General features: G+C 63.8%; 19 protein-coding genes and 1 pseudogene. 13 read left to right on the top strand and 7 right to left on the bottom strand.

What is annotated here, in order from left to right:
* The first annotated feature begins 55 nt into the window (after positions 1-55).
* The 7 genes and pseudogenes from ACRQ5J_RS16995 to ACRQ5J_RS17025 all read left to right on the top strand — a co-directional run bounded on the left by ACRQ5J_RS16995 (position 56) and on the right by ACRQ5J_RS17025 (position 8,776).
* Entirely contained in the window at positions 56-547 is a 492-nt protein-coding gene (locus ACRQ5J_RS16995; protein ID WP_432378265.1) for a DUF4124 domain-containing protein, read from the top strand.
* A gap of 63 nt (positions 548-610) precedes the next feature.
* Positions 611-1,639, top strand: a complete 1,029-nt coding sequence (locus ACRQ5J_RS17000; RefSeq protein WP_432378266.1) for a LacI family DNA-binding transcriptional regulator — start codon at positions 611-613, stop codon at positions 1,637-1,639.
* A 118-nt stretch (positions 1,640-1,757) separates the two neighbouring features.
* Complete coding sequence (locus tag ACRQ5J_RS17005; protein ID WP_432378268.1) at positions 1,758-2,282, top strand: gluconokinase; 525 nt, start codon at positions 1,758-1,760, stop codon at positions 2,280-2,282.
* Positions 2,283-2,390: 108 nt separating this feature from the next.
* Positions 2,391-3,676: pseudogene (locus ACRQ5J_RS17010) on the top strand (MFS transporter).
* Between the two features lie 11 nt (positions 3,677-3,687).
* A complete protein-coding gene (locus ACRQ5J_RS17015) occupies positions 3,688-6,057 on the top strand; it encodes a GH36-type glycosyl hydrolase domain-containing protein (protein ID WP_432378269.1) in 2,370 nt (789 codons plus the stop codon).
* An 80-nt stretch (positions 6,058-6,137) separates the two neighbouring features.
* Positions 6,138-8,339 (top strand): beta-glucosidase, encoded by a 2,202-nt coding sequence (locus ACRQ5J_RS17020; protein ID WP_432378271.1) that lies wholly within the window; start codon positions 6,138-6,140, stop codon positions 8,337-8,339.
* Positions 8,340-8,437: 98 nt separating this feature from the next.
* Positions 8,438-8,776 carry an energy transducer TonB gene (locus tag ACRQ5J_RS17025; RefSeq protein WP_432378273.1) on the top strand — a complete coding sequence of 113 codons (339 nt, stop codon included), beginning with the start codon at positions 8,438-8,440 and terminating at the stop codon, positions 8,774-8,776.
* On the opposite strand, the gene ACRQ5J_RS17030 is transcribed toward ACRQ5J_RS17025, so the two are convergent.
* Entirely contained in the window at positions 8,746-9,165 is a 420-nt protein-coding gene (locus tag ACRQ5J_RS17030) for a hypothetical protein (protein ID WP_432378274.1), read from the bottom strand. The genes ACRQ5J_RS17025 and ACRQ5J_RS17030 overlap by 31 nt on opposite strands.
* On the opposite strand from ACRQ5J_RS17030, the gene ACRQ5J_RS17035 reads away from it, so the two are divergent.
* Together ACRQ5J_RS17035 and ACRQ5J_RS17040 are read left to right on the top strand one after the other, a co-directional pair.
* Positions 9,164-10,165, top strand: coding sequence for a tetratricopeptide repeat protein (locus tag ACRQ5J_RS17035; protein ID WP_432378276.1), 1,002 nt, complete (start codon positions 9,164-9,166; stop codon positions 10,163-10,165). The two genes, ACRQ5J_RS17030 and ACRQ5J_RS17035, sit on opposite strands and share 2 nt — an antisense overlap.
* 81 nt (positions 10,166-10,246) lie before the next feature.
* Positions 10,247-11,455, top strand: a complete 1,209-nt coding sequence (locus ACRQ5J_RS17040; protein WP_432378277.1) for an esterase/lipase family protein — start codon at positions 10,247-10,249, stop codon at positions 11,453-11,455.
* Here ACRQ5J_RS17040 and ACRQ5J_RS17045 read toward each other — a convergent pair.
* Positions 11,436-11,729, bottom strand: coding sequence for an RnfH family protein (locus ACRQ5J_RS17045; RefSeq protein WP_432378279.1), 294 nt, complete (start codon positions 11,727-11,729; stop codon positions 11,436-11,438). The two genes, ACRQ5J_RS17040 and ACRQ5J_RS17045, sit on opposite strands and share 20 nt — an antisense overlap.
* Positions 11,719-12,153: a type II toxin-antitoxin system RatA family toxin gene (locus tag ACRQ5J_RS17050; RefSeq protein ID WP_432378281.1), complete on the bottom strand. Its 435-nt coding sequence runs from the start codon at positions 12,151-12,153 to the stop codon at positions 11,719-11,721. The genes ACRQ5J_RS17045 and ACRQ5J_RS17050 overlap by 11 nt, the downstream gene beginning before the upstream one ends.
* 75 nt (positions 12,154-12,228) lie before the next feature.
* Between ACRQ5J_RS17050 and smpB the strand changes: the two genes are divergently transcribed.
* The 3 genes from smpB to ACRQ5J_RS17065 all read left to right on the top strand — a co-directional run bounded on the left by smpB (position 12,229) and on the right by ACRQ5J_RS17065 (position 14,090).
* Positions 12,229-12,678 carry an SsrA-binding protein SmpB gene (gene smpB, locus ACRQ5J_RS17055; protein WP_432378283.1) on the top strand — a complete coding sequence of 150 codons (450 nt, stop codon included), beginning with the start codon at positions 12,229-12,231 and terminating at the stop codon, positions 12,676-12,678.
* A gap of 162 nt (positions 12,679-12,840) precedes the next feature.
* A complete protein-coding gene (locus tag ACRQ5J_RS17060) occupies positions 12,841-13,536 on the top strand; it encodes a hypothetical protein (protein WP_432378285.1) in 696 nt (231 codons plus the stop codon).
* On the top strand, positions 13,536-14,090 hold the full coding sequence (locus ACRQ5J_RS17065; protein ID WP_432378286.1) for a FlgO family outer membrane protein: 555 nt from the start codon (positions 13,536-13,538) through the stop codon (positions 14,088-14,090). Before ACRQ5J_RS17060 ends, ACRQ5J_RS17065 begins: the two co-directional genes overlap by 1 nt.
* Here the strand turns inward: ACRQ5J_RS17065 and ACRQ5J_RS17070 are convergent.
* Positions 14,087-14,971, bottom strand: coding sequence for an NAD-dependent protein deacetylase (locus ACRQ5J_RS17070; protein ID WP_432383673.1), 885 nt, complete (start codon positions 14,969-14,971; stop codon positions 14,087-14,089). The genes ACRQ5J_RS17065 and ACRQ5J_RS17070 overlap by 4 nt on opposite strands.
* Before the next feature lie 112 nt (positions 14,972-15,083).
* On the opposite strand from ACRQ5J_RS17070, the gene ACRQ5J_RS17075 reads away from it, so the two are divergent.
* Positions 15,084-16,184, top strand: a complete 1,101-nt coding sequence (locus ACRQ5J_RS17075) for a S41 family peptidase (protein WP_432378287.1) — start codon at positions 15,084-15,086, stop codon at positions 16,182-16,184.
* Positions 16,185-16,233: 49 nt separating this feature from the next.
* On the opposite strand, the gene ACRQ5J_RS17080 is transcribed toward ACRQ5J_RS17075, so the two are convergent.
* From ACRQ5J_RS17080 to ACRQ5J_RS17090, 3 genes are read right to left on the bottom strand one after another with little or no spacing between them, the layout of a single operon-like run.
* Complete coding sequence (locus tag ACRQ5J_RS17080) at positions 16,234-16,929, bottom strand: sensor histidine kinase (RefSeq protein WP_432378289.1); 696 nt, start codon at positions 16,927-16,929, stop codon at positions 16,234-16,236.
* The gene (locus tag ACRQ5J_RS17085; RefSeq protein WP_432378291.1) at positions 16,851-17,615 is read right to left on the bottom strand and encodes a triple tyrosine motif-containing protein; all 765 of its coding nucleotides are present in this window, start codon (positions 17,613-17,615) and stop codon (positions 16,851-16,853) included. The genes ACRQ5J_RS17080 and ACRQ5J_RS17085 overlap by 79 nt, the downstream gene beginning before the upstream one ends.
* Positions 17,602-18,660 carry a hypothetical protein gene (locus ACRQ5J_RS17090; protein ID WP_432378292.1) on the bottom strand — a complete coding sequence of 353 codons (1,059 nt, stop codon included), beginning with the start codon at positions 18,658-18,660 and terminating at the stop codon, positions 17,602-17,604. The genes ACRQ5J_RS17085 and ACRQ5J_RS17090 overlap by 14 nt, the downstream gene beginning before the upstream one ends.
* Positions 18,661-18,732: the final 72 nt, after the last annotated feature.

The raw sequence follows: 18,732 nt of genomic DNA on the forward strand, positions 1-18,732 counted from the left end.
TGACAGTCGCCATGAATAATGGCGAAATCTACGCACGTCCACTGGAGCGCTTTCGATGCCTGCCCGTATAGACCTGCTGTTTGCCACCCTGCTGCTGACCGCCGCCCCGCTGGCCTCGGCCCAGTACATGTGGCTCGACGACAAAGGCGTTAAACAGTTGTCAGACCGCCCTCCTCCGCCCGGCGTTCCGGACAAACGCATCCTCAAGGCCCCCGGCAAACCGCTGTTCAATCCCTACGCCGCGACCGAGTCCGAACCGGCTGCTACGGCCGACTCAAAGCTGGCGCCCACCGTCGCCGAGCGCAATGCCGATTTCAACAAACGCCGTGCAGAGGCCGCCGAACGGTCGCGCCAGGCCGCCGCCGAAGCGCAGCAAAAGGCCGACCAGGCCGCTAATTGCGAGGCCGCCCGTAAAAACCAGATGGCGCTGGACCAGGGTGTGCGCCTGACCACCTTCGATAAAAACGGCGAACGCGGCTACCTGGATCAGGCGCAACGCGAGGATTTGCGTAAAAACACGCAAAAAGTGTTGGCCGATTGCAAATAGAGACTGATACTTTCGGCCGAGCTGCCGTATGATATCGCTATCAATATCATTCCAGTTTCATCAATGACCAAGACTCAAGCGGGCAAGAGCCGCGCCAGCGGGCGCATCACCCTGGCCATGGTGGCGGAGAAAGCCGGCGTGGCGACCATGACCGCGTCGCGCGCCATCACCCAGCCGGAAATGGTGTCGCAGGCGCTGCGCGACCGCGTGGAGAAAGCCGTTGCCGAACTCGGCTACGTGCCCAACCGCGCCGCACGCGCGCTGGCCTCATCGCAATCGAAGGTGATCGCGGTGCTGGTGCCGTCGCTGTCGAACGCGGTGTTCACCGAAGTGCTGGCCGGCATCCAGGATGCGCTGGACGCCGACGATTACCAGATCCTCATCGGCAATACCCGCTATTCCGACAAGGAAGAGGAAAAGCTGATCGGCACCTACCTGCAATCGGCGCCGGACGGCATGCTGCTGTCGGGCCTGTCGCACAGCCCGCGCGTGCAGCAGATCCTCACCACCTCGCGCGTGCCGGTGGTGTCGATGATGGACATGTCCACCGATCCCGAGCAGATGACGGTCGGCTTCTCGCAGTTCCAGGCCGGCCACGCGATGACCCGCTACCTGCTGGACAAGGGCCACAAGCGCATCGGCTTCATCGGCGCGCAGCTCGACGAGCGCACCCTGCGCCGCGCCGAGGGCTACCGCAAGGCGATGCAGGAAGCCGGCCTGGCCGATCCGCGGCTGGAAGTGATGGTCGGCGAGCCGTCCACTATCGCCCTCGGCGCCGAGCTGCTGGGCCGCATGCTGGCGCAGGCGCCCGACTGCGACGCGATTTTCTGCTGCAATGACGACCTGGCGCACGGCGCCATCTACCAGTGCCAGCGGCGCGGCATCGCCGTGCCGTCGCAATTGGCCATCTGCGGCTTCAACGACCTGCCCGCTTCGGCATGGATGAACCCGTCGCTGACGACGATCGGCACGCCGCGCTACCGCATCGGCTATGAGGCGGCGACGCTGCTGCGCGCCGTCATCAAGGGCGAACAGCCGCCGACGCGCCAGATCGATCTCGGCTTCACGCTGATGGCGCGCGAGAGCGCCTGAGCCGGGCCGCCGGCCGCCGCATACCGCTGCTGCGACGCAGCATCGATAGTTCTTTACAAATTTTTCAATCCGTCTAAACTCGCTGGAACTGTTAGCGCTATCATCGCTGGTAAAACATATGCATAAAAGCACACAACAACGCTGGGTCGTCATGGGCGTCAGCGGCTGCGGCAAGAGTTCGGTTGGCCTGCATCTGGCAGGCGCGCTGCAAGTGCCCTTCCTGGAAGGCGATACTTACCACTCTTACGCCAACGTCGCCAAAATGACGGCCGGCGTGCCGCTGACCGACGCCGACCGCGCCGACTGGCTGATGGCGCTGCATAAGGAAATCCGCGACGCGCGCCTGAGACAGAGCGGCCTGGTGCTGTCATGTTCGTCGCTGAAGCGGCGCTACCGCGACCTGCTGCGCAGCGCCGATCCCGAGCTGCGCTTCGCGCACCTGGCCGGGCCGCGCGCGCTGATCGCCGAGCGCATGGCCGCGCGCAAGGACCACTACATGCCCACCACGCTGCTCGACAGCCAGCTGGCCACGCTGGAACCGCTGCAGGATGACGAGGCCGGCGTCGTGCTGGACATCGCCGACCCGCCGGCGCGGCTGGTGCAACAGATTTTAAGTACAGGCTCTCCCCGGAACAGCAGCTAGTTCCGTTCAGGCAGCGCTAACACGCTGCCTGCTTTTACAAGCGTGATGAAGACGACCGTGAACACACAACTGACCTGGCGCGAAAAATTCAGCTACGGCATCGCCGACATGGGTTTCAATTTCTATTGGACCAACGTCGCCACCTTCCTGCTGATCTACTACACCGACGTCTTCGGCATTTCTGCCGCGGCCGCCGCGTCGATGATGTTCACCATCAAAATCATCAACGCCTTCACCGACCCGATGATCGGCGCCGCGGCCGACCGCACCAGCACCCGCTGGGGCAAGTTCCGTCCTTACCTGGTCTGGGTGCCGCTGCCGCTGGCCTGCGCCGCCTTCCTCACCTATACCACGCCGGACCTGTCGGAAGACGGCAAGATCATCTGGGCCTACGGCACCTACCTGGCCATGATGGTGTGCTACACCTGCATCAACATCCCGTACAACGCCCTGTCCGGCGTGCTGTCGTCCGACCCGCAGGAACGCTCCACGGTCAACGGCCTGCGGTTCATCTTCGCCTTCGCCGGCGGCACCATCGTCACGGCGGCCACGCCGTCGCTGGTGCACTGGCTCGGCGGCGGCAACGATAAACTGGGCTGGCAGCTGACGATGCTGGCATGGAGCGTGTTCGCCTCGCTGCTGTTCGTGCTCACCTTCCTCAACACGCGCGAACGCGTCGCCCCGCCGCCGGAGCAGAACACCAACGTCTGGCAGGACATCCGCGACCTGTCGCAGAACCGGCCGTGGGTGGCGCTGTTCTTCCTGGCGCTGATCATCATGATCACCATCACGCTGCGCACCAGCAGCGCGGCTTACTACTTCAAGTATGTGGTCGGGCGTCCGGACCTGATGGCGGGCTTCGTGCCGGCTTACATGATGGCCGCCGCCGCCGGCGCCTCGCTGACGCCGCTGATGACCCGTTTCATCGACAAGAAAAAGCTGATGATGGTCCTGATGACCATCACCGCCGTGCTGTCGTCGGCCTTCTTCTTCGTGCCGAAGGACCAGATCGGGCTGATGTTCGCGCTGCAGATCGGCATGGGCCTCGCGCTCGGTCCCAAGTCGCCGCTGGCCTTCTCGATGTACGCCGACACCGCCGACTACAACGAGTGGCGCACCGGCCGCCGCGCCACCGCCATGACCTTCGCCGCCGCCACCTTCTCGCAAAACTCGGCACCGCCGTCGCGGTGGCGGTGATCGGGGCGATTTTCACCAACCTTGGCTACGTCGCCAATGCCGCCCAGACGCAAGGCTCGCAGGCCGGCATCGTCTGGCTGATGTCCTTTATTCCGGCCATCTTCGCGCTGCTCGCGGTGGCCGTCATGTTCACGTACAACCTCGATAACAACAAGCTGCTGCAGATCCAGAAGGATCTGGAGGCACGCAAGTCCTGATGGAGATTTCTATGCTACGCCCCACCCACAACGGTGACCGCTACGAACTGACCAGCCCCACGGCCATGCCGCAGGCAGCGGGCTTCCTGTGGAATCAGAAGATGATGATCCAGATCACCTGCCGCGGCTACGCCACCGCGCAGTACATGCAGCCGGAACCGGCGAAGTATGCCTACGCCCCGAACCTGGAGGCCAAGACCTTCATGCAGCCGGAGCAGAACTACTACGCCCACCATCCTGGCCGCTTCTTCTACATCAAGGACGAGGACAGCGGCGAACTGTTCTCCGCACCGTACGAGCCGGTGCGCGCCAAGGTGGACAGCTTCACTTTCTCGGTCGGCAAAAGCAATCTGGAATGGACCGTCGAACACCTCGGCATCCGCGTCGAGCTGACGCTGGGCGTGCCGGTGGCGGACGTGGTGGAACTGTGGTCGCTGCGCGTGACCAACATCTCGGGCCGCGCGCGCAGAATCAGCGTCTACCCCTACTTCCCGATCGGCTACATGTCGTGGATGAACCAGTCCGGCGAATACCGTGCGGACCTCGGCGGCGTGGTGGCCAGCAGCGTTACGCCGTACCAGAAGGTGGCCGACTACTTCAAGCAGAAGGACTTCAAGGACAAGACCTACTTCCTGTGCGAGCAGGCGCCGGATGCATGGGATGTCCGCCAGTCCGCCTTCGAGGGCGAAGGCTCGTTGCAGCGCCCCGCCGCCATCGACGCCGACACGCTGGGCGGCAGCGACGCGCGCTATGAAACGCCCACCGCCGCCGTGCAGTACCGCCTGTCGCTGGCGGACGGCGAAGCGCGCGACTACCGCTTCCTGTTCGGCCCCGCCTTTGACGACGCCGAGATCAAGGCGGTGCGCGCCAGGTATCTGAACGCCGACGCCTTCAAGGCCACGGCCGACGCCTACGCCAGCTACATCGCCGGCGGCGAAGGCTGCCTGCGCATCGAAACGCCGGACGCGGACCTCGACAACTTCGTCAACCACTGGCTGCCGCGCCAGGTGTTCTACCACGGCGACGTCAATCGCCTCAGCACCGACCCGCAAACCCGCAACTACCTGCAAGACAACATGGGCATGAGCTTCATCAAGCCCGCCGTGATGCGCGCCGCCTTCCTGCACGCGCTGTCGCAGCAGGAAGCCAGCGGCGCCATGCCCGACGGGATTTTGCTGGCCGAAGGCGCGGAACTCAAATACATCAACCAGGTGCCGCACACCGACCATTGCGTGTGGCTGCCGGTGGCGCTCAAGGTCTATCTGGACGAAACCGGCGACTACGATATCCTCAATGAAGACGTCATCGGCAAGGAAAGCGGCGTCGCCCTCACCGTCTCCGAACGCGTGAGCAGCGCCATGGACTGGCTGCTGCAGGCGCGCGACAAGCGTGGCCTAAGCTACATCGCGCAGGGCGACTGGTGCGACCCGATGAATATGGTCGGCTACAAGGGCCGTGGCGTGTCCGGCTGGCTGACCGTGGCCACCGCCTATGCGCTCAACCTGTGGGCCGAAATCTGCGAGACGGCCGGCGCCAGCGCCTCGCTGGCGGAAAGCGCCAGGCATTTCCGCGCCGGCGCGCGCAGCGTCAACCGCGCCGCCAACGAGCACCTGTGGGACGGCGACTGGTTCGCGCGCGGCATCACCGACGATAACGTCACCTTCGGCATCCGCAAGGACAAGGAAGGCCGCATCTGGCTCAACCCGCAGGCGTGGGCGATACTGGGCGGCGCCGCCAACGCCGGCCAGCGCGCCGCGATGATCGCCCAGGTCGACGAGCAACTGGTCACGCCCTACGGCGTGCAGATGTTCGCGCCGCCGTATAGCGCCATGCGCGACGACGTCGGCCGCGTGACGCAGAAGCATCCGGGTTCGGCGGAGAACGGCGCGGTGTATAACCACGCCGCCGTGTTCTATATCTACAGCCTGTACACCGCCAATGAAGGCGACCGCGCCTACGACCTGCTGCGCCGCATGCTGCCGGGTCCGGACAAGGCAGACTACCTGCAACGCGGCCAGCTGCCGGTGTTCATCCCCAACTACTATCGCGGCGCCTGGCGCGAGTTCCCGCGCACCGCCGGCCGTTCCAGCCAGTTGTTCAACACCGGCACCGTGTCGTGGGTCTACCAGTGTTTCGTCGAGGGCCTGTGCGGCCTGAAAGGCAGCCCGGAAGGCCTGCGCATCAAGCCGCAGCTGCCGTCGCACTGGGACCGCATCAAGGTGGTGCGCAAGTTCCGGCATGCCACTTTCAACGTCGCCATCGAGCGCGCCGACGTCCACCAGATCGAGGTGTGGGACGGGGAGAATCGTTTGACTGAAAACGTTTTCACCGGTATCGTTGCGGGCGGAGCATATGCGCTGAAGGTACTTATTCCGCGCTGAAGATCAACTCAAAATTATAAGGACACTGTAATCGTATGAAGAAGCGTCTCTGGCTGTCTCTGGCACTGGCTTATCCACTCATGTTAACCGGCGCCGCCCACGCCGCCGACGCATCCAAACCCTGGCTGGACGCCACGCAGTCGCCCGACGCGCGCGCCGACCAGCTGGTGAAAGCGATGACGCTGGACGAAAAAATCCAGACCGTGTTCGCCTATTTCTCGACCGAGTTCACGCCGAAGAAACACGAGCAGCCGAAGGAAGGCCGCCCTGATTCGGCCGGCTACGTGCCGGGCATCGAACGTCTCGGCCTGCCGCCGCAGTGGCAGACCGACGCCGGCGTCGGCGTCGCCACCCAGGCCGTGTCGAAGAAGCCATACGAGCGCACTTCCCTGCCGGCCGGTATCGCCACCGCCGCCACCTGGAATCCGAAAGTGGCCTATGCCGGCGGCGCCATGATCGGCGCCGAGGCGCGCGCTTCCGGCTTCAACGTGCAGCTGGCCGGCGGCGTCAGCCTGCAACGCGAGCCGCGCAACGGCCGCAACTTCGAATACGGCGGCGAAGATCCGCTGCTGGCCGGCATCATGGTCGGCGAGCAGATTCGCGGCATCCAGTCCAACCACATCATCTCCACCGTCAAGCACTACGCGTACAACGACCAGGAGACCAACCGCAATCACGTCAACGTCATCATCGACGACAAGGCCGGCCGCATGTCGGACCTGCTGGCGATGCAGTTCGCCATCGAGCGCGGCGATCCAGGTTCGGTGATGTGCGCCTACAACCGCGTCAACGGCGACTACGCCTGCGAACACGATTACCTGCTCAACGAGGTGCTGAAGAAGGACTGGAAATACACCGGCTATGTCATGTCCGACTGGGGCGCGACCCACTCAACCATTCCGGCCGCGCTGCGCGGCCTGGATCAGCAGTCCGGCTACCCGTTCGACAAATCGGACTACTTCAACGGCCCGCTGAAGGAAGCGGTGGTCAACCGCCACGTGCCGCAGGCGCGCCTGGACGACATGGTCAAGCGCATCACCCGCACCATGTTCGCCCACGGTCTGGTCGAGCATCCGGTCAGCAAGCCGGCTTCCGCCGACGCCGGCATCGACTTTGCCGCCCACGGCAAAATCAGCCAGGCGGACGCCGAGGAAGCCATCGTCCTGCTGAAGAACGATAACAACCTGCTGCCGCTGGCGGCCACTGTGCGCAGCGTCGCCATCATCGGCGGCCACGCCGACAAAGGCGTGCTGTCGGGCGGCGGTTCGGCGCAGGTGTATCCGAAAGGCCTGTCGCCGGTGCCGAACGAAGGCCCGGCGCACTTCCCCGGCCCGATTGTCTATCACCGCTCGTCGCCCATGGGCGAACTGGCCAAGCTCACCAAGGCCAGGCTGACCTACAACGACGGCAAGGACGTCGCCGCCGCCGCCAAATTGGCCGCGGGCAGCGATGTGGTGATCGTCTTCGCCAACCAGTGGATGGCCGAGAGCTTCGACGCCGACGACCTGTCGCTGCCGAACAAGCAGGACGACCTGATCGCCGCTGTCGCCAAGGCCAATCCGAAAACCGTGGTGGTGCTACAAACCGGCAACCCGGTCGTCATGCCATGGCTGAACAACGTCGGCGCCGTGCTGGAAGCCTGGTATCCGGGCACCAACGGCGGCGCGGCGATTGCCCGCGTGCTGAACGGCGACGTCAATCCGTCCGGCCGCCTGCCAGCGACCTTCCCGGCGTCGGTGGATCAGCTGCCACGTCCGAAGATCGATGGCGACGCCAAGACCAAGGATGAAAACATCATCGAGAAGGTCACCACCAACTACAACATCGAAGGCGCGGCGGTCGGCTACAAGTGGTTCGACCTGAAAGGCCACAAGCCGCTGTTCCCGTTCGGTTACGGCCTGTCGTACAGCACCTTCGCTTACGACGACCTGAGCGCCAAGCCGGCCGGCAACGGCATCGAGGTCACCTTCAGCATCAGAAACACCGGCAAGCGCGATGGCAAATCGGTGGGCCAGGTGTACGTGTCGCCGGTGTCCGGCGGCTGGGAAGCGCCCAAGCGCCTCGCCGGCTGGGACAAGCTGGACCTGAAGGCCGGCGCCAGTGGCAAGGCCACGGTCAAGGTCGACCCGCGCCTGCTGGGCGTCTACGACAGCGCCAGCAAAACCTGGAAAATCGCCGCCGGCGAATACCTCGTGACGCTGGCCGATTCGGCCGGCGCCAAACCGGCTGCCAGCGTCAAGGTCAAGCTGGACGCCAAAACGGTGGACGTCAACGGCCGCTGATTGCGCTTATCCCGGCCAGGTTGGTAAAATAGCTATTTACCTTGCCCTGGCCCAATGAACCTCATGACCTACAAGGGCGGCATTGCCGCCCTGCTCCTTTGGCGTCGTCAGGCGCCAGCGCGCAGGAAATCAGCGACTACACGCCCAGGTTCGCCCGCCCGCAGCGCGGCGCGGAACCGATCGCCGGCACCTGCAACAAGCCTGAGTGGCCAGTTGCCTCGTTGCGCAACGAGGAAACCGGCATCGTCACGCTGCGCTTCACCATCGCCCCGAACGGCCAGTTGATCAAGAATGAAGTAAGCCGCAGCACGGGTTTCCCGCTGCTCGACAAGGCTTCACTTGTGGGCCTGGCCAGTTGCCGCTTCCGCCCCGCCAGCATCAACGGCAAGCCGGTGCAGTCGGTCGCTTACATGCAATACGTGTGGAGGCTGGACTGATGATCGCAAAAAAACTGATGATGGCCGCGCTGCTGGCCGCCAGCGCCGCGGCGCACGCCGAGACGCCGCCCGCCGGCCTGTCCTGCGCGAGCAAGGGTTATCTGAATGCGTCCACGCTGATGCCGCAGGCGCAATCCAATCTGCGCGCTGTACGCCGCAGCGGCACGCAGGCGGAAGCAGACGCGCTGTATGCGGTGGCAGAACTCAGTACCGGCGCGATGCGCGATGCGTTGATCAAGGAGGCCACCGCCATCTGGGCCGCACAGCCGGCTGACGCCCGGCTGGTGGGCCAGATGCATGAACAGGCACGGAAGCTGATGAAGTCCGGCAACTGCATGGCAGCCGCCGCACTGCTGCGCAGCACCGCTGCCGCTGGCCGAGCAATTCATGCCGCGGGACGAGGTGCAAATCCATGCCGTGCTCGCCGACCTGGTTCGCGTTGCCGCCGTCCAGCGCGACAAGGCGGCCTTGCTGCAAAACGGGCCGCGCCTGACAGCCTACTGGGAGCGCCAAGGCATGCCGGAGGATGCGATCGCATCCCAGGCCTACAGCACCTTGGCGGCGGAGTATCTCAAGGACGCGCAATACGCGCTGGCCGAGCCGCTGGTGCTGCGCAACTTGTACAACGGCGAGCAGAAATACGGCGCCGACCATGTGGCGCTGGCGCCGCGCTTGCAGGATCTGGCGTCGCTGTATTACGGCCAGTTGCGCTTCAACGAGGGCGAGGCGGCCATGGAGCGTGTTGCGACGATCCAGCGCAACGCCAACGCCGCCAGCGCGCAGCGTCCGCTGAGCGCGCAGCAACGCAGCGAGGCCGAGATGCGCCGCCTGTTCAACCAGGGGGATATCGCCGGTGCGCTGGCGCATGGCGAGCAGGAAGTGGCGCGGTTGGAGCCGGTCGCATCAGCGGCCACGCAAGCGCTGCAAGCGGCCACCAAGGCACGCGAGGAGCACCCGCCCGGCAGCGCCACCGCTCACATGCTGGCGCGCCCGGAACAGCAGGCGCGCTACAGGATGGCCGCCAGCGTCGGCGAACTGGCCGCGGCCCGCCTGCGCATCGCGGAAATCCTGCACGCGCAGAAGCGCTACGATCAGGCGCAGGCGCTGTACCAGCAGGCGCTTGACGATATCGCGCGCGCCGGCGGCGATGCGCTGCAAACGGCGCTCGCCAAAAGCGCCCTGGCGATGCTGTATCGCGCCCGGGGCAACCAGGCGGCAGCGCTGCCGATGCAGTCCGAGGCGCTGGAGCTGATGCTGCCGCTGTACGGCCGGGACCATCCCGACGTCATCGACAGTGCGCGGGAGCTGGCCGCCATGTACCAACGCCAGGGCCAAAACGCCGAACTTGCCGCTCTGGCCGAGCGGGTGCCGGCGCTGCGGGCGCGCTGAGAAAGGTTATAGGCGCCCGCACTGTGAATCATCTTTACAACAGTGCAAAGTGTGCATCGCCGGAAGCTGTACACTGGCGGCATGCAGCTGACTCCCAACAAGCAAGCCGAACTCCACCGCGCCTTGCAGGACGCGCTGGACGATCACGCCCTGGCGGCGGCGATGCCAGACCTGGAGCCGCTGGCCGGCACGCCGCCGCTGCCGGCATCGCTGATCGAGGACGAAGCGCTGCATATCGTGCGCCACAGAAACAGTGGCTGCGTGCAATTCGTCTTCCCCGCCAACGGCGCCGGCGCGTCCTCGCCCGCGCTGGTGTCGCAGGGCTGGGACTGGATCGTGCAGGCCTCGCTGCGCGCCGGCGAACGCATGACGCAGGTCATGATCAACAAGATCGAGCAACACAACAAGCCCGAACAATTGCTGGCCCTGAGCCGCGGCCACGGACAGCCGGTGATGCCGGAAGACCTGGCCGCCGCGCGTGGTCGCAAGGTGCTGTTGCTGGTGCATGGCTTGTTCAGCTCGGTGGAAGGCGGGTTTGCCGACCTGGACCTGCAAGCGCTGCTGCAACGCTACGAGGGACGCGTGTTCGGCTACGACCACTGGACCGTCGCCAAGACGCCGCAGCAAAACGCGCTCAACCTGCTGCAACGACTGCCGCCGGACGCCGGCTGGGAGCTGGACATCCTCTGCCACAGCCGTGGCGGCCTGGTGGTGCGCTCATTGCTGACCGAAGGCATGGCCGACATCGCGCAGGCGCGCGCCGGACGCATTGCCGGCGTCGGCAAGGTGATATTTGTGGCCGCCGCCAACCAAGGCTCGCCGCTGGCGTCGCCGGACGACATCAAGCAATTTCTGAATGTGGCGGCCATGCTGGCCTCGTTCAGCCGGGGCATGGCGCTGGACGTGGTGATCGGCCTGGCGCGAATGGTAGTGGCGCTGGGCTACGGCCGCCCCAGCGTGCAGGCGCTGGCGACCGGCTCGGCGCTGATCGAACAGCTGGGCCACGCCGGCACGCTGCTCAACGCCGCCAACAGCTACTACGCCCGCGCCAATTTTGATTACGGCGATTCGCTGCTGGAACGCACCGGCGCCCTCCTCAACCGCGCGCTGATCGACGGCGCCAACGACCTGGTGGTTCCCTACAGCAGCGTGCTGCTGCCGCACGCCATCCCGGACGACAACCACATCCTCAACTTCGGCAGCGCCGAACAGAAACAACGCGAGGTCTGGCATACCGAATTCTTCCGGCACCCCGCCACCCGCGCCTTCATCACTCGGCAGCTGGGCTAGCCTTGCGCCGGCGGCGGGCGTTCTTCGGATCGGCGATCAGCGGGCGGTACAGCTCCACCCGGTCGTGGGCGCGCAGCACCGTGTCCAGCGGCTTTTTCTTGGCGTAGATGCCGGTTTGCAGCTGGCTCAGGTCCAGGCCGGGCACCTCGCTCAGCACGCCGCTGAGCGCAATCGCCTGCTCCAGCGTGGTGCCGGCCGGCACCTGCAAGTCGCGCAGGAATTGCAACGCGTCGCTGGCATAGCACACCTGGATCGTGAAGGTGTCAGCCGCCATACACCGTTTCCGCCCGCTTGCAGAAGGAGTCGACCATGCTGTTGGCGATCATGCCGAACACCGGGCCGATCAGCTTGTCCAGCAGTCCGCTGGAAAACTCGTAATGCAGGTCCAGTTCGATCTTGCAGGCGTCCTCGCGCAAGGCCTTGAAAGTCCACACGCCGTCCAGGGTCTTGAAAGGACCGTCCACCAGCTTCATCTTGATCGACGAGGGCGCGGTGTTTTCATTGGCCGTGGTGAAGGCCTGCTTGACGCCGTGATAGTTGATGCCGACACTGGCCACCACCGTGTTGCCGTTGCGCTCCCTGATTTCGACACCACCGCACCACGGCAGAAATTTGGGATAGTCCTCGATCGCCGCCACCAGATCGAACATTTGCTGGGCGCTGTAACCGAGGAAAACTGATTTGTGCACTACTGCCATTGTCTAACCATTTGCTATGATGTTGAAATATTCGCGCCTGAAGGCGCGCAGCAGTAGTTTAACCGATACCACCACATGACCATAGCCGATAACAAAAAAGCCTTTTTTGACTATTTCATCGAAGACCGCTACGAAGCCGGCATCGTGCTCGAAGGCTGGGAAGTCAAAGCCATCCGCGACAACAAGGTGCAGATCAAGGAAGCCTACGTCACCATCAAGGGCGACGAGCTATACCTGTTCGGCGCCCACATCAGCGCGCTGCCGACCGCCTCCACCCATATCACGCCGGACATGGTGCGCACCCGCAAACTGCTGCTGCACCGCGAGCAGATCGACAAGCTGATCGGCAAGGTCACGCGCGCCGGCTACACGCTGGTGCCGCTGAACCTGCACTTCAAGGGCGGCCGCGTCAAATGCGAAATCGGCTTGGCCAAGGGCAAGAAACAGCATGACAAGCGTGCCACCGAGAAAGATCGCGACAACAAGCGCGAGGTGCAACAGGCGATGAAAGTCCACAAGCGCTAAAACTGTTGCGCACGCTGTACACCACCCGGCCCCGCGCCGGGTTTTTTATCGCCGCAAGAATTTCTAATTAGAAACATCCATGCTAAACTGGGCGCTGGATGATTTTACATTCACGGCCGCCCTGCGGCCGTCAATCTGGACAATTTTGACGACGAGGCAATCATGGCGCTGAAAACTGCAATGGCTCTGGCGGCCGGCATCCTGCTGGCGGGCTGCGCGTCGCACTACACGCCGACGCCGCTGCCGGCCAACTTCGCCACCACCAAGCAAGCCAAGCTGCAAGCGGCTTACCATTGGGGCGTGATTTCCGACAACATCGCCAAGGGCGTGGCGCTGGAACTGCGCAAGAGCCCGCCCCGCCCGGTGTACATCGATGAACCGAAAGACGCCAGCCCGTTCCAGCGCGCGCTGGCCACCCAGCTGACCACCTCGCTGCTGAACGAAGGCTATGTGGTGTCGCGCACGCCGGCCGGCTCGCTGAAAGTGGAGCTGGACGTGCAGGCCGTGACCTTCAGCGCCGACCGCCCGCAATACCGCTACCACGGCGAGAAAAGCATGCTAGCCGGCGGCGTCTGGGTGCTGAGCGAGATCCATATGGGCGCCGCCCTCAACGCCGTCACCGCCGTCGGCGCGATCGACAGCCATCAATGGTTCAATTCGCAGTTCGCGCCGGGCGACACGCCGAAGACCGAAATCATCGTCACCGTCTCGGTGTCCGACCAATACCGCTACCTGGCGCGCAACACCTCGGCCTACTACGTGGCCGACACCGACCGCGCGCTGTACGGCATTGTCGAGCCGAACGCTGATGACGCCACCAAAGTTAGCCGTACCTTCCAGGTACGCGGAGATATCTAATGCAGATGACAACCCTGCTTCGCGCCTCGCTGCTGGCGCTGCCGCTGCTGCTGGCCGGCTGCTCGTCGACGCCGAAGAATGACGAAGGCAATTACGCCACCATCTCGTCGAACCAGTTCATCAACGCCAACTACAAGGCGGCCGACACGCTGCTGGCGCAACTGAACGGCAAGCTGCGCACCGACAAGCCGCTGATCATGGCCACCGTGGTCAATATCGATGCGCTGGACCAGACCACCACGCTGGGTCGGCTGGTGTCCGAACAGCTATCGACACGCCTCGCCCAAGGCGGCCTGAGCATGCTGGAAATGAAGCTGCGCAACAGCGTCTACCTGAAGCGCAACCAGGGCGAGCTGATGCTGACGCGCGAAATCGGCGAGGTAGCCACCACCCACAACGCCCAGGCGATCGTGGTCGGCTCCTACGCCGAAACCAGCGACATGGTGTTCATCAACGTCAAAGTGATCCAGCCGAACACCAACTTCGTGCTGGCCGGGCACGACTACGTGCTGGCCAAGGAAGCCATCGTCCGCTCGATGCTGCAGCGGAACTAAACCAGCAACGGCAGCACCTCCACTGCCGAGGCCTCGACTTTCAAGCCGATCAAGTCATCCGCCCGGGTTTTGCCCAGGTTGATGGCGGCGATCGGCTTATTCGTTTGCGCGGCCAGCTTGGCGAAGCGGTAGCCCGAAAACACCATCAGCGACGAGCCGACCACCAGCACCGCGTCGGCCTGGTCGGCCAATTGCAGCGCGTCGGCGGTGCGCTGCGGCGGGATGTTATCCCCGAAGAAAATCACGTCCGGCTGCAAGGTGCCGCCGCAGGCGCCACAGTAAGGCAGGCGGAAGTCCTGGAACTCGTCCAGTTCGACCTCGGCGTCGCCATCGGGCCGAGCCTCCGGCACCACCTCGCCGGCCGGCCCGGTCGGCACCAGCGACGGATTCGCCTCGACCAGCCAGTGCTGGATTTCGCTGCGCGGATGCACGCGGCGGCAGTCCAGGCACAACACGCCATGAATATTACCGTGCAGCTCGATCAACTTGCGGCTGCCGGCGGCGGTGTGCAAGCCGTCGACGTTTTGCGTGATGATGGCATGGATGCGCCCGGCCGCCTCCAGTGCGGCCAGCGCGCGGTGGCCGGCGTTGGGCGCGGCGCCGGCCAAGGTCGGATAGCCGGCCATGCTGCGCGCCCAATAGCGGCGGCGCACCGCCTCGGACTTGCGGAAATCGGGGCCCTGAATGGGATTACGGCCGCGCCGCACGCCATCCTTATCGCGGTAATCGGGAATACCGGAAGCGGTGCTCAGGCCTGCTCCGGTCAGCACCAGCACGCGCTGATGCTGGTGTAAAAAGTCTGCAGATGATCTACTTGCTGATTCAGGTTCATCCCCGAATGTTACCGCACTATCGGGGTCAGGTCTGACAAACGCACACAGACACTGCTGTAGCCCCCCGCTGAATTGATTTGACAACTTTGCAAATAGCAATTTAATATGGATATACATAAGCACTTATGAATTATTCTTCTTTTACGGAGCCGACTCAAAAATGCGTAAATTTTTCCCCTTGGCCGCCATGGTCTTCTGCGCTCTCGCCACGCTCACCAACGCCGGCGCGCAAGCGCAGGAGCCTCCGCCCGCCACGCAGCGGTCCCAGCCGTTGAGCGCCACCAGCAAGGCTGCCGCCGTCGATCTGCTGGCCCAGCGCCTGTCGGCGAAATACGTTTTCGCCGACGTGGGCGACACGATGGCTGCGGCAGTTCGCGAGCATTTGCGCAAGGGTGACTACGAGAAGGTCGCGACCGACGCGGAGTTTGCCGATTTGCTGAACAAACATATTCGAGCCGTCAATCCAGACAAGCACTTGAGCATCCTCTACGTCCCCAACGCGCGGCCTGACATGCCGCGCCCCTCGATCAAGCAAGGCATGCCTGCCGAAGTGAAACAGCGCATGACCGAAGTGGGCAAACATATCAACTTCACCTTTGAAAAGGTGGAGCGCCTGCCGGGCAATATCATGTACGTCAAGTTCGACGGTTTCTTCGACTTGGATATCGCCAAAGACGCTGCTACGGCCGCCATGACGCTGGCTGCCAACGGCGACGCCATGATCATCGACCTGCGCGAAAACCGCGGCGGCAATCCACGCATGGTGGCCTACATGTCGAGTTTCCTCCTCGGCGACAAGAAGATTCATCTGTCGGACATCTACTTCCGCGCCGATAATGAAACCAATTCGTTCTGGAGCGATCCTACCGTACCTGGCCCGCGCTTTGGCGCCGACAAGCCGGTGTATGTGCTGACCAGCGGAGAGACCTTCTCTGCCGCTGAAGATTTCACCTACAATCTGCAAGCGCTCAAGCGCATCACTGTCGTGGGTGAAACCACCGGCGGCGGCGCGCATCCGATCCAACCGTTCCGCATCGACACCAATCTGGTCGCCGTCATTCCGGTCGGCCGTTCCATCAACCCGGTCACGCAGGGCAACTGGGAAGGTGTGGGCATCAAGCCCGACGTCGCCGTCGCCGCCGACAAGGCGCTGGCCAAGGCCAACGCGCTGGCCCTGCGCCAAGTGCTGCCGCAAATCAAAAATCCGCAAGAACGGACGAGCGTGGAGAAGAAGCTCGCCGAGCTGGAAGCGACCCTGTAACAGGCGCGCCCGCGAAACACGGCCGCCGGCGGCGCGAAACAGGCAGGCGCTAACCCGCTCCGTGCGCGACGGCACCCGGCGTTGCCGGGCGCCCGTCTGTATTGCCGGATGCCGCCGCTGACGGCGCGGTCGCGCATGGAATGCTGAACCTGACGATGACGCCTCTTCTTGGCCCATTCTTCACTGTCAGGTCGCCGCCGAGTCGGGAGATGCGCTCGCGCATCCCGGCGATCCCCCAATGCCGCGTCACGCCATCGTTACCGGCACTGTCAGCCAGGCCGACGCCGTCGTCGATCACGGTTCCTTCCAGCCAATCGCGGTTAAAACTGAGCGTCACAAGGATGTGGCTCGGCCTGGCGTGCCTCGCACTATTCCAGACGGCTTCGCGCAGCACGTAGAAAATTTCGTGCGCGACGATGCGCGATAGCGGAACCACCATTCCCCTCGTTGAACAATTCAACACACGCTGCGCGTCCGGCGTCACGCTCAGGAAGGCCTTGCGCAGGGCGTCGAACAACTCTTCGCAGGACATTTCCCGTCGCAACTCCATGACCTCATCGCGCGTGCTTTCGACCAGTTCTTCGGCATAGCTCAGCACGGCGTCGAGCTTGGCCTGCACCCGCGCCTCGTGCGGCATTTGATACTGGACGCTCTGGAAGCGCAGGATCAGCGCCTGAACAGCCTGCAACAGATTATCGTGCAGCGACCTGGCGATGCGGTTGCGCTCGCTGAGAGTGGCGGACATGCGGACACAGACGCGTTCGTCCGCAAGCTCGGCGGCGCGCCGTTTCCCCCGACGATACGCCATCTGTACACAAGGTAAGCCGCGCCAGCGCATGACAGCGCGCAGCCAAGCTGAAACCAGAAAGTTTCCCAAAACGCTGGCAATATGCGGAACGGCACCGACGCTCCCGCGAGATTCCATACACCGTCTTCGTTGGCTGCAATGACACGAAAGCGATAACTGCCTGGCGACAGATTGGTGTACTGCGCAATACGGCCCCGTTGCGCGAGCTGCCAGTCATCATCAACGCCGTCGAGACGATATTTCAGCTTGACGCGTTCCGGTATCGACAGCGCGGTCGCCGTGAAATGGAAGTCGATCGCCGTGGTGCGCGGCGCCAGCGTCATGCCGCTTACCGCATCGAATTCGCCCTTCTGAGTCCGCAAGGATTGAATAATCACTTCGGGCGGCGTCCTGTTTTGCACCAGCTGCGCTGGATCGACCCACCCCAGCCGCGACGTGGTCGCGTAAAAGACCCGGCCCGCCGCGTCCACGCTCAGCGACGGCAGCGGACGGACCGACGCTGCTGCGCCGATGACGCCGTCTTCGAAGTCGAATAGCTCGGCCTTGACCGGTTGGGTGGGAGAGCGCCAGAAACGCGCGAGTTCAGCGGCGGGGAGCATCAACAGGCCTTCATCGCTGTGCACCCAGAGCTGCTTTTTTGTCCAGCACGATCCCGGTCACGCGCCCTACGGCGTCGTAGCCTGCAAACTGCATGGCGTGCGCGGCGTCCCCTTGAACCCATGCAAGACCCGCTTCGCCACCGGCCAGAATCCGGCCGTCAATGTCGGCGAGACTGAGGACATTGCCGATACGCAGGCGGCCGCTTTCAGGAACAAGCTGTACCGCATCGGCGGCGAGCAGGCCAAGCCGGTTGTTTGTCAGGCCGATCCAGGTTCTGCCGGCGGAGTCGCGCAGCATGCTGACAGGCGTATTGTCGGCCACCTGGCTTAATCGCTGGTCCTTGCTCCACACGCCGCGCTCGAAGCGCCACAAGCCATTGCGCATGATGGACACCAACAATGTCCCGTCGGCATCGAGCGCCAGCGCCTGTAAGTCGAACTTGCCGTTCAGCGAGGCCGGCAATTGCCAAAACCGCTGGCTGCCGCGCTTGAACTCCCACAGGCCGTTTTCGACGCCGACCCACACGTGATCGCCAGCCGCGCGCAGGATGGCGTAGACCTTCCTGACGTTGGTTGCCGCGCTCGTCCCGTCCGGCTTGCGCCGCGACATCGGCTGCGACCAGCCGCCAATCCACATCTCGTCAGCAAGACCTGGCTGGGCCAGCCATAGACTGTCTTTCCTCTGGATCAGATTGAAGCGATGGGCGCGGATCTTTTCGATGCCATCGTAGGTGGTGCGCCACAGGTTGCCTTCACGGTCGGTCAGCAAGCTGATGCCGATACCATCGGTCATGGCCTGCTCGAACGAGCCGTAAACCGCCGGATAATACGCGATTTCGCGCCATACTCCGTTAGGGTCCGGCGCCAGATGGCCGAAACCACCGTCGCGACTGGCGATAAGCGTGCCTTTCGGGCCTGCGGCCAGCCTGCTGTAGCGCCAAGGCTGAGCAAGCTTCATGGGCGCCAGCTTGCCCGATGCTGACGCGGCGGCGAACTGTCCGTTCGGCAGCTTCAGCAGCAATCGATGGTTGTAAAAGACCAGTTGCGACGGCGAGATGTATTTCGTCACGAACGAAAACTCGAGGTCGCCTTTTTCCGGGCGTAAGCCTCATCGTTGGTGAGCACCCAAAAGTTCTCCTCG

This window comes from Duganella sp. P38 (assembly GCF_050859475.1).
In the GTDB taxonomy this organism is placed as follows: domain Bacteria; phylum Pseudomonadota; class Gammaproteobacteria; order Burkholderiales; family Burkholderiaceae_D; genus Rugamonas.

Excerpts from the sequence above, each read along its gene's own strand:
- ACRQ5J_RS17060 (WP_432378285.1), top strand. The coding sequence starts at position 12,841 with ATGGCGCTGAAAACTGCAATGGCTCTGGCGGCCGGCATCCTGCTGGCG.
- ACRQ5J_RS17045 (WP_432378279.1), bottom strand. The coding sequence starts at position 11,729 with ATGGCGGCTGACACCTTCACGATCCAGGTGTGCTATGCCAGCGACGCG.
- ACRQ5J_RS17080 (WP_432378289.1), bottom strand. The coding sequence starts at position 16,929 with ATGTCCGCCACTCTCAGCGAGCGCAACCGCATCGCCAGGTCGCTGCAC.
- ACRQ5J_RS17075 (WP_432378287.1), top strand. The coding sequence starts at position 15,084 with ATGCGTAAATTTTTCCCCTTGGCCGCCATGGTCTTCTGCGCTCTCGCC.
- ACRQ5J_RS17015 (WP_432378269.1), top strand. The coding sequence starts at position 3,688 with ATGCTACGCCCCACCCACAACGGTGACCGCTACGAACTGACCAGCCCC.
- ACRQ5J_RS17005 (WP_432378268.1), top strand. The coding sequence starts at position 1,758 with ATGCATAAAAGCACACAACAACGCTGGGTCGTCATGGGCGTCAGCGGC.
- ACRQ5J_RS17050 (WP_432378281.1), bottom strand. The coding sequence starts at position 12,153 with ATGGCAGTAGTGCACAAATCAGTTTTCCTCGGTTACAGCGCCCAGCAA.
- ACRQ5J_RS17035 (WP_432378276.1), top strand. The coding sequence starts at position 9,164 with ATGCCGCGGGACGAGGTGCAAATCCATGCCGTGCTCGCCGACCTGGTT.
- ACRQ5J_RS17020 (WP_432378271.1), top strand. The coding sequence starts at position 6,138 with ATGTTAACCGGCGCCGCCCACGCCGCCGACGCATCCAAACCCTGGCTG.
- ACRQ5J_RS17040 (WP_432378277.1), top strand. The coding sequence starts at position 10,247 with ATGCAGCTGACTCCCAACAAGCAAGCCGAACTCCACCGCGCCTTGCAG.
- ACRQ5J_RS17030 (WP_432378274.1), bottom strand. The coding sequence starts at position 9,165 with ATGAATTGCTCGGCCAGCGGCAGCGGTGCTGCGCAGCAGTGCGGCGGC.
- smpB (WP_432378283.1), top strand. The coding sequence starts at position 12,229 with ATGACCATAGCCGATAACAAAAAAGCCTTTTTTGACTATTTCATCGAA.
- ACRQ5J_RS17065 (WP_432378286.1), top strand. The coding sequence starts at position 13,536 with ATGCAGATGACAACCCTGCTTCGCGCCTCGCTGCTGGCGCTGCCGCTG.
- ACRQ5J_RS16995 (WP_432378265.1), top strand. The coding sequence starts at position 56 with ATGCCTGCCCGTATAGACCTGCTGTTTGCCACCCTGCTGCTGACCGCC.
- ACRQ5J_RS17000 (WP_432378266.1), top strand. The coding sequence starts at position 611 with ATGACCAAGACTCAAGCGGGCAAGAGCCGCGCCAGCGGGCGCATCACC.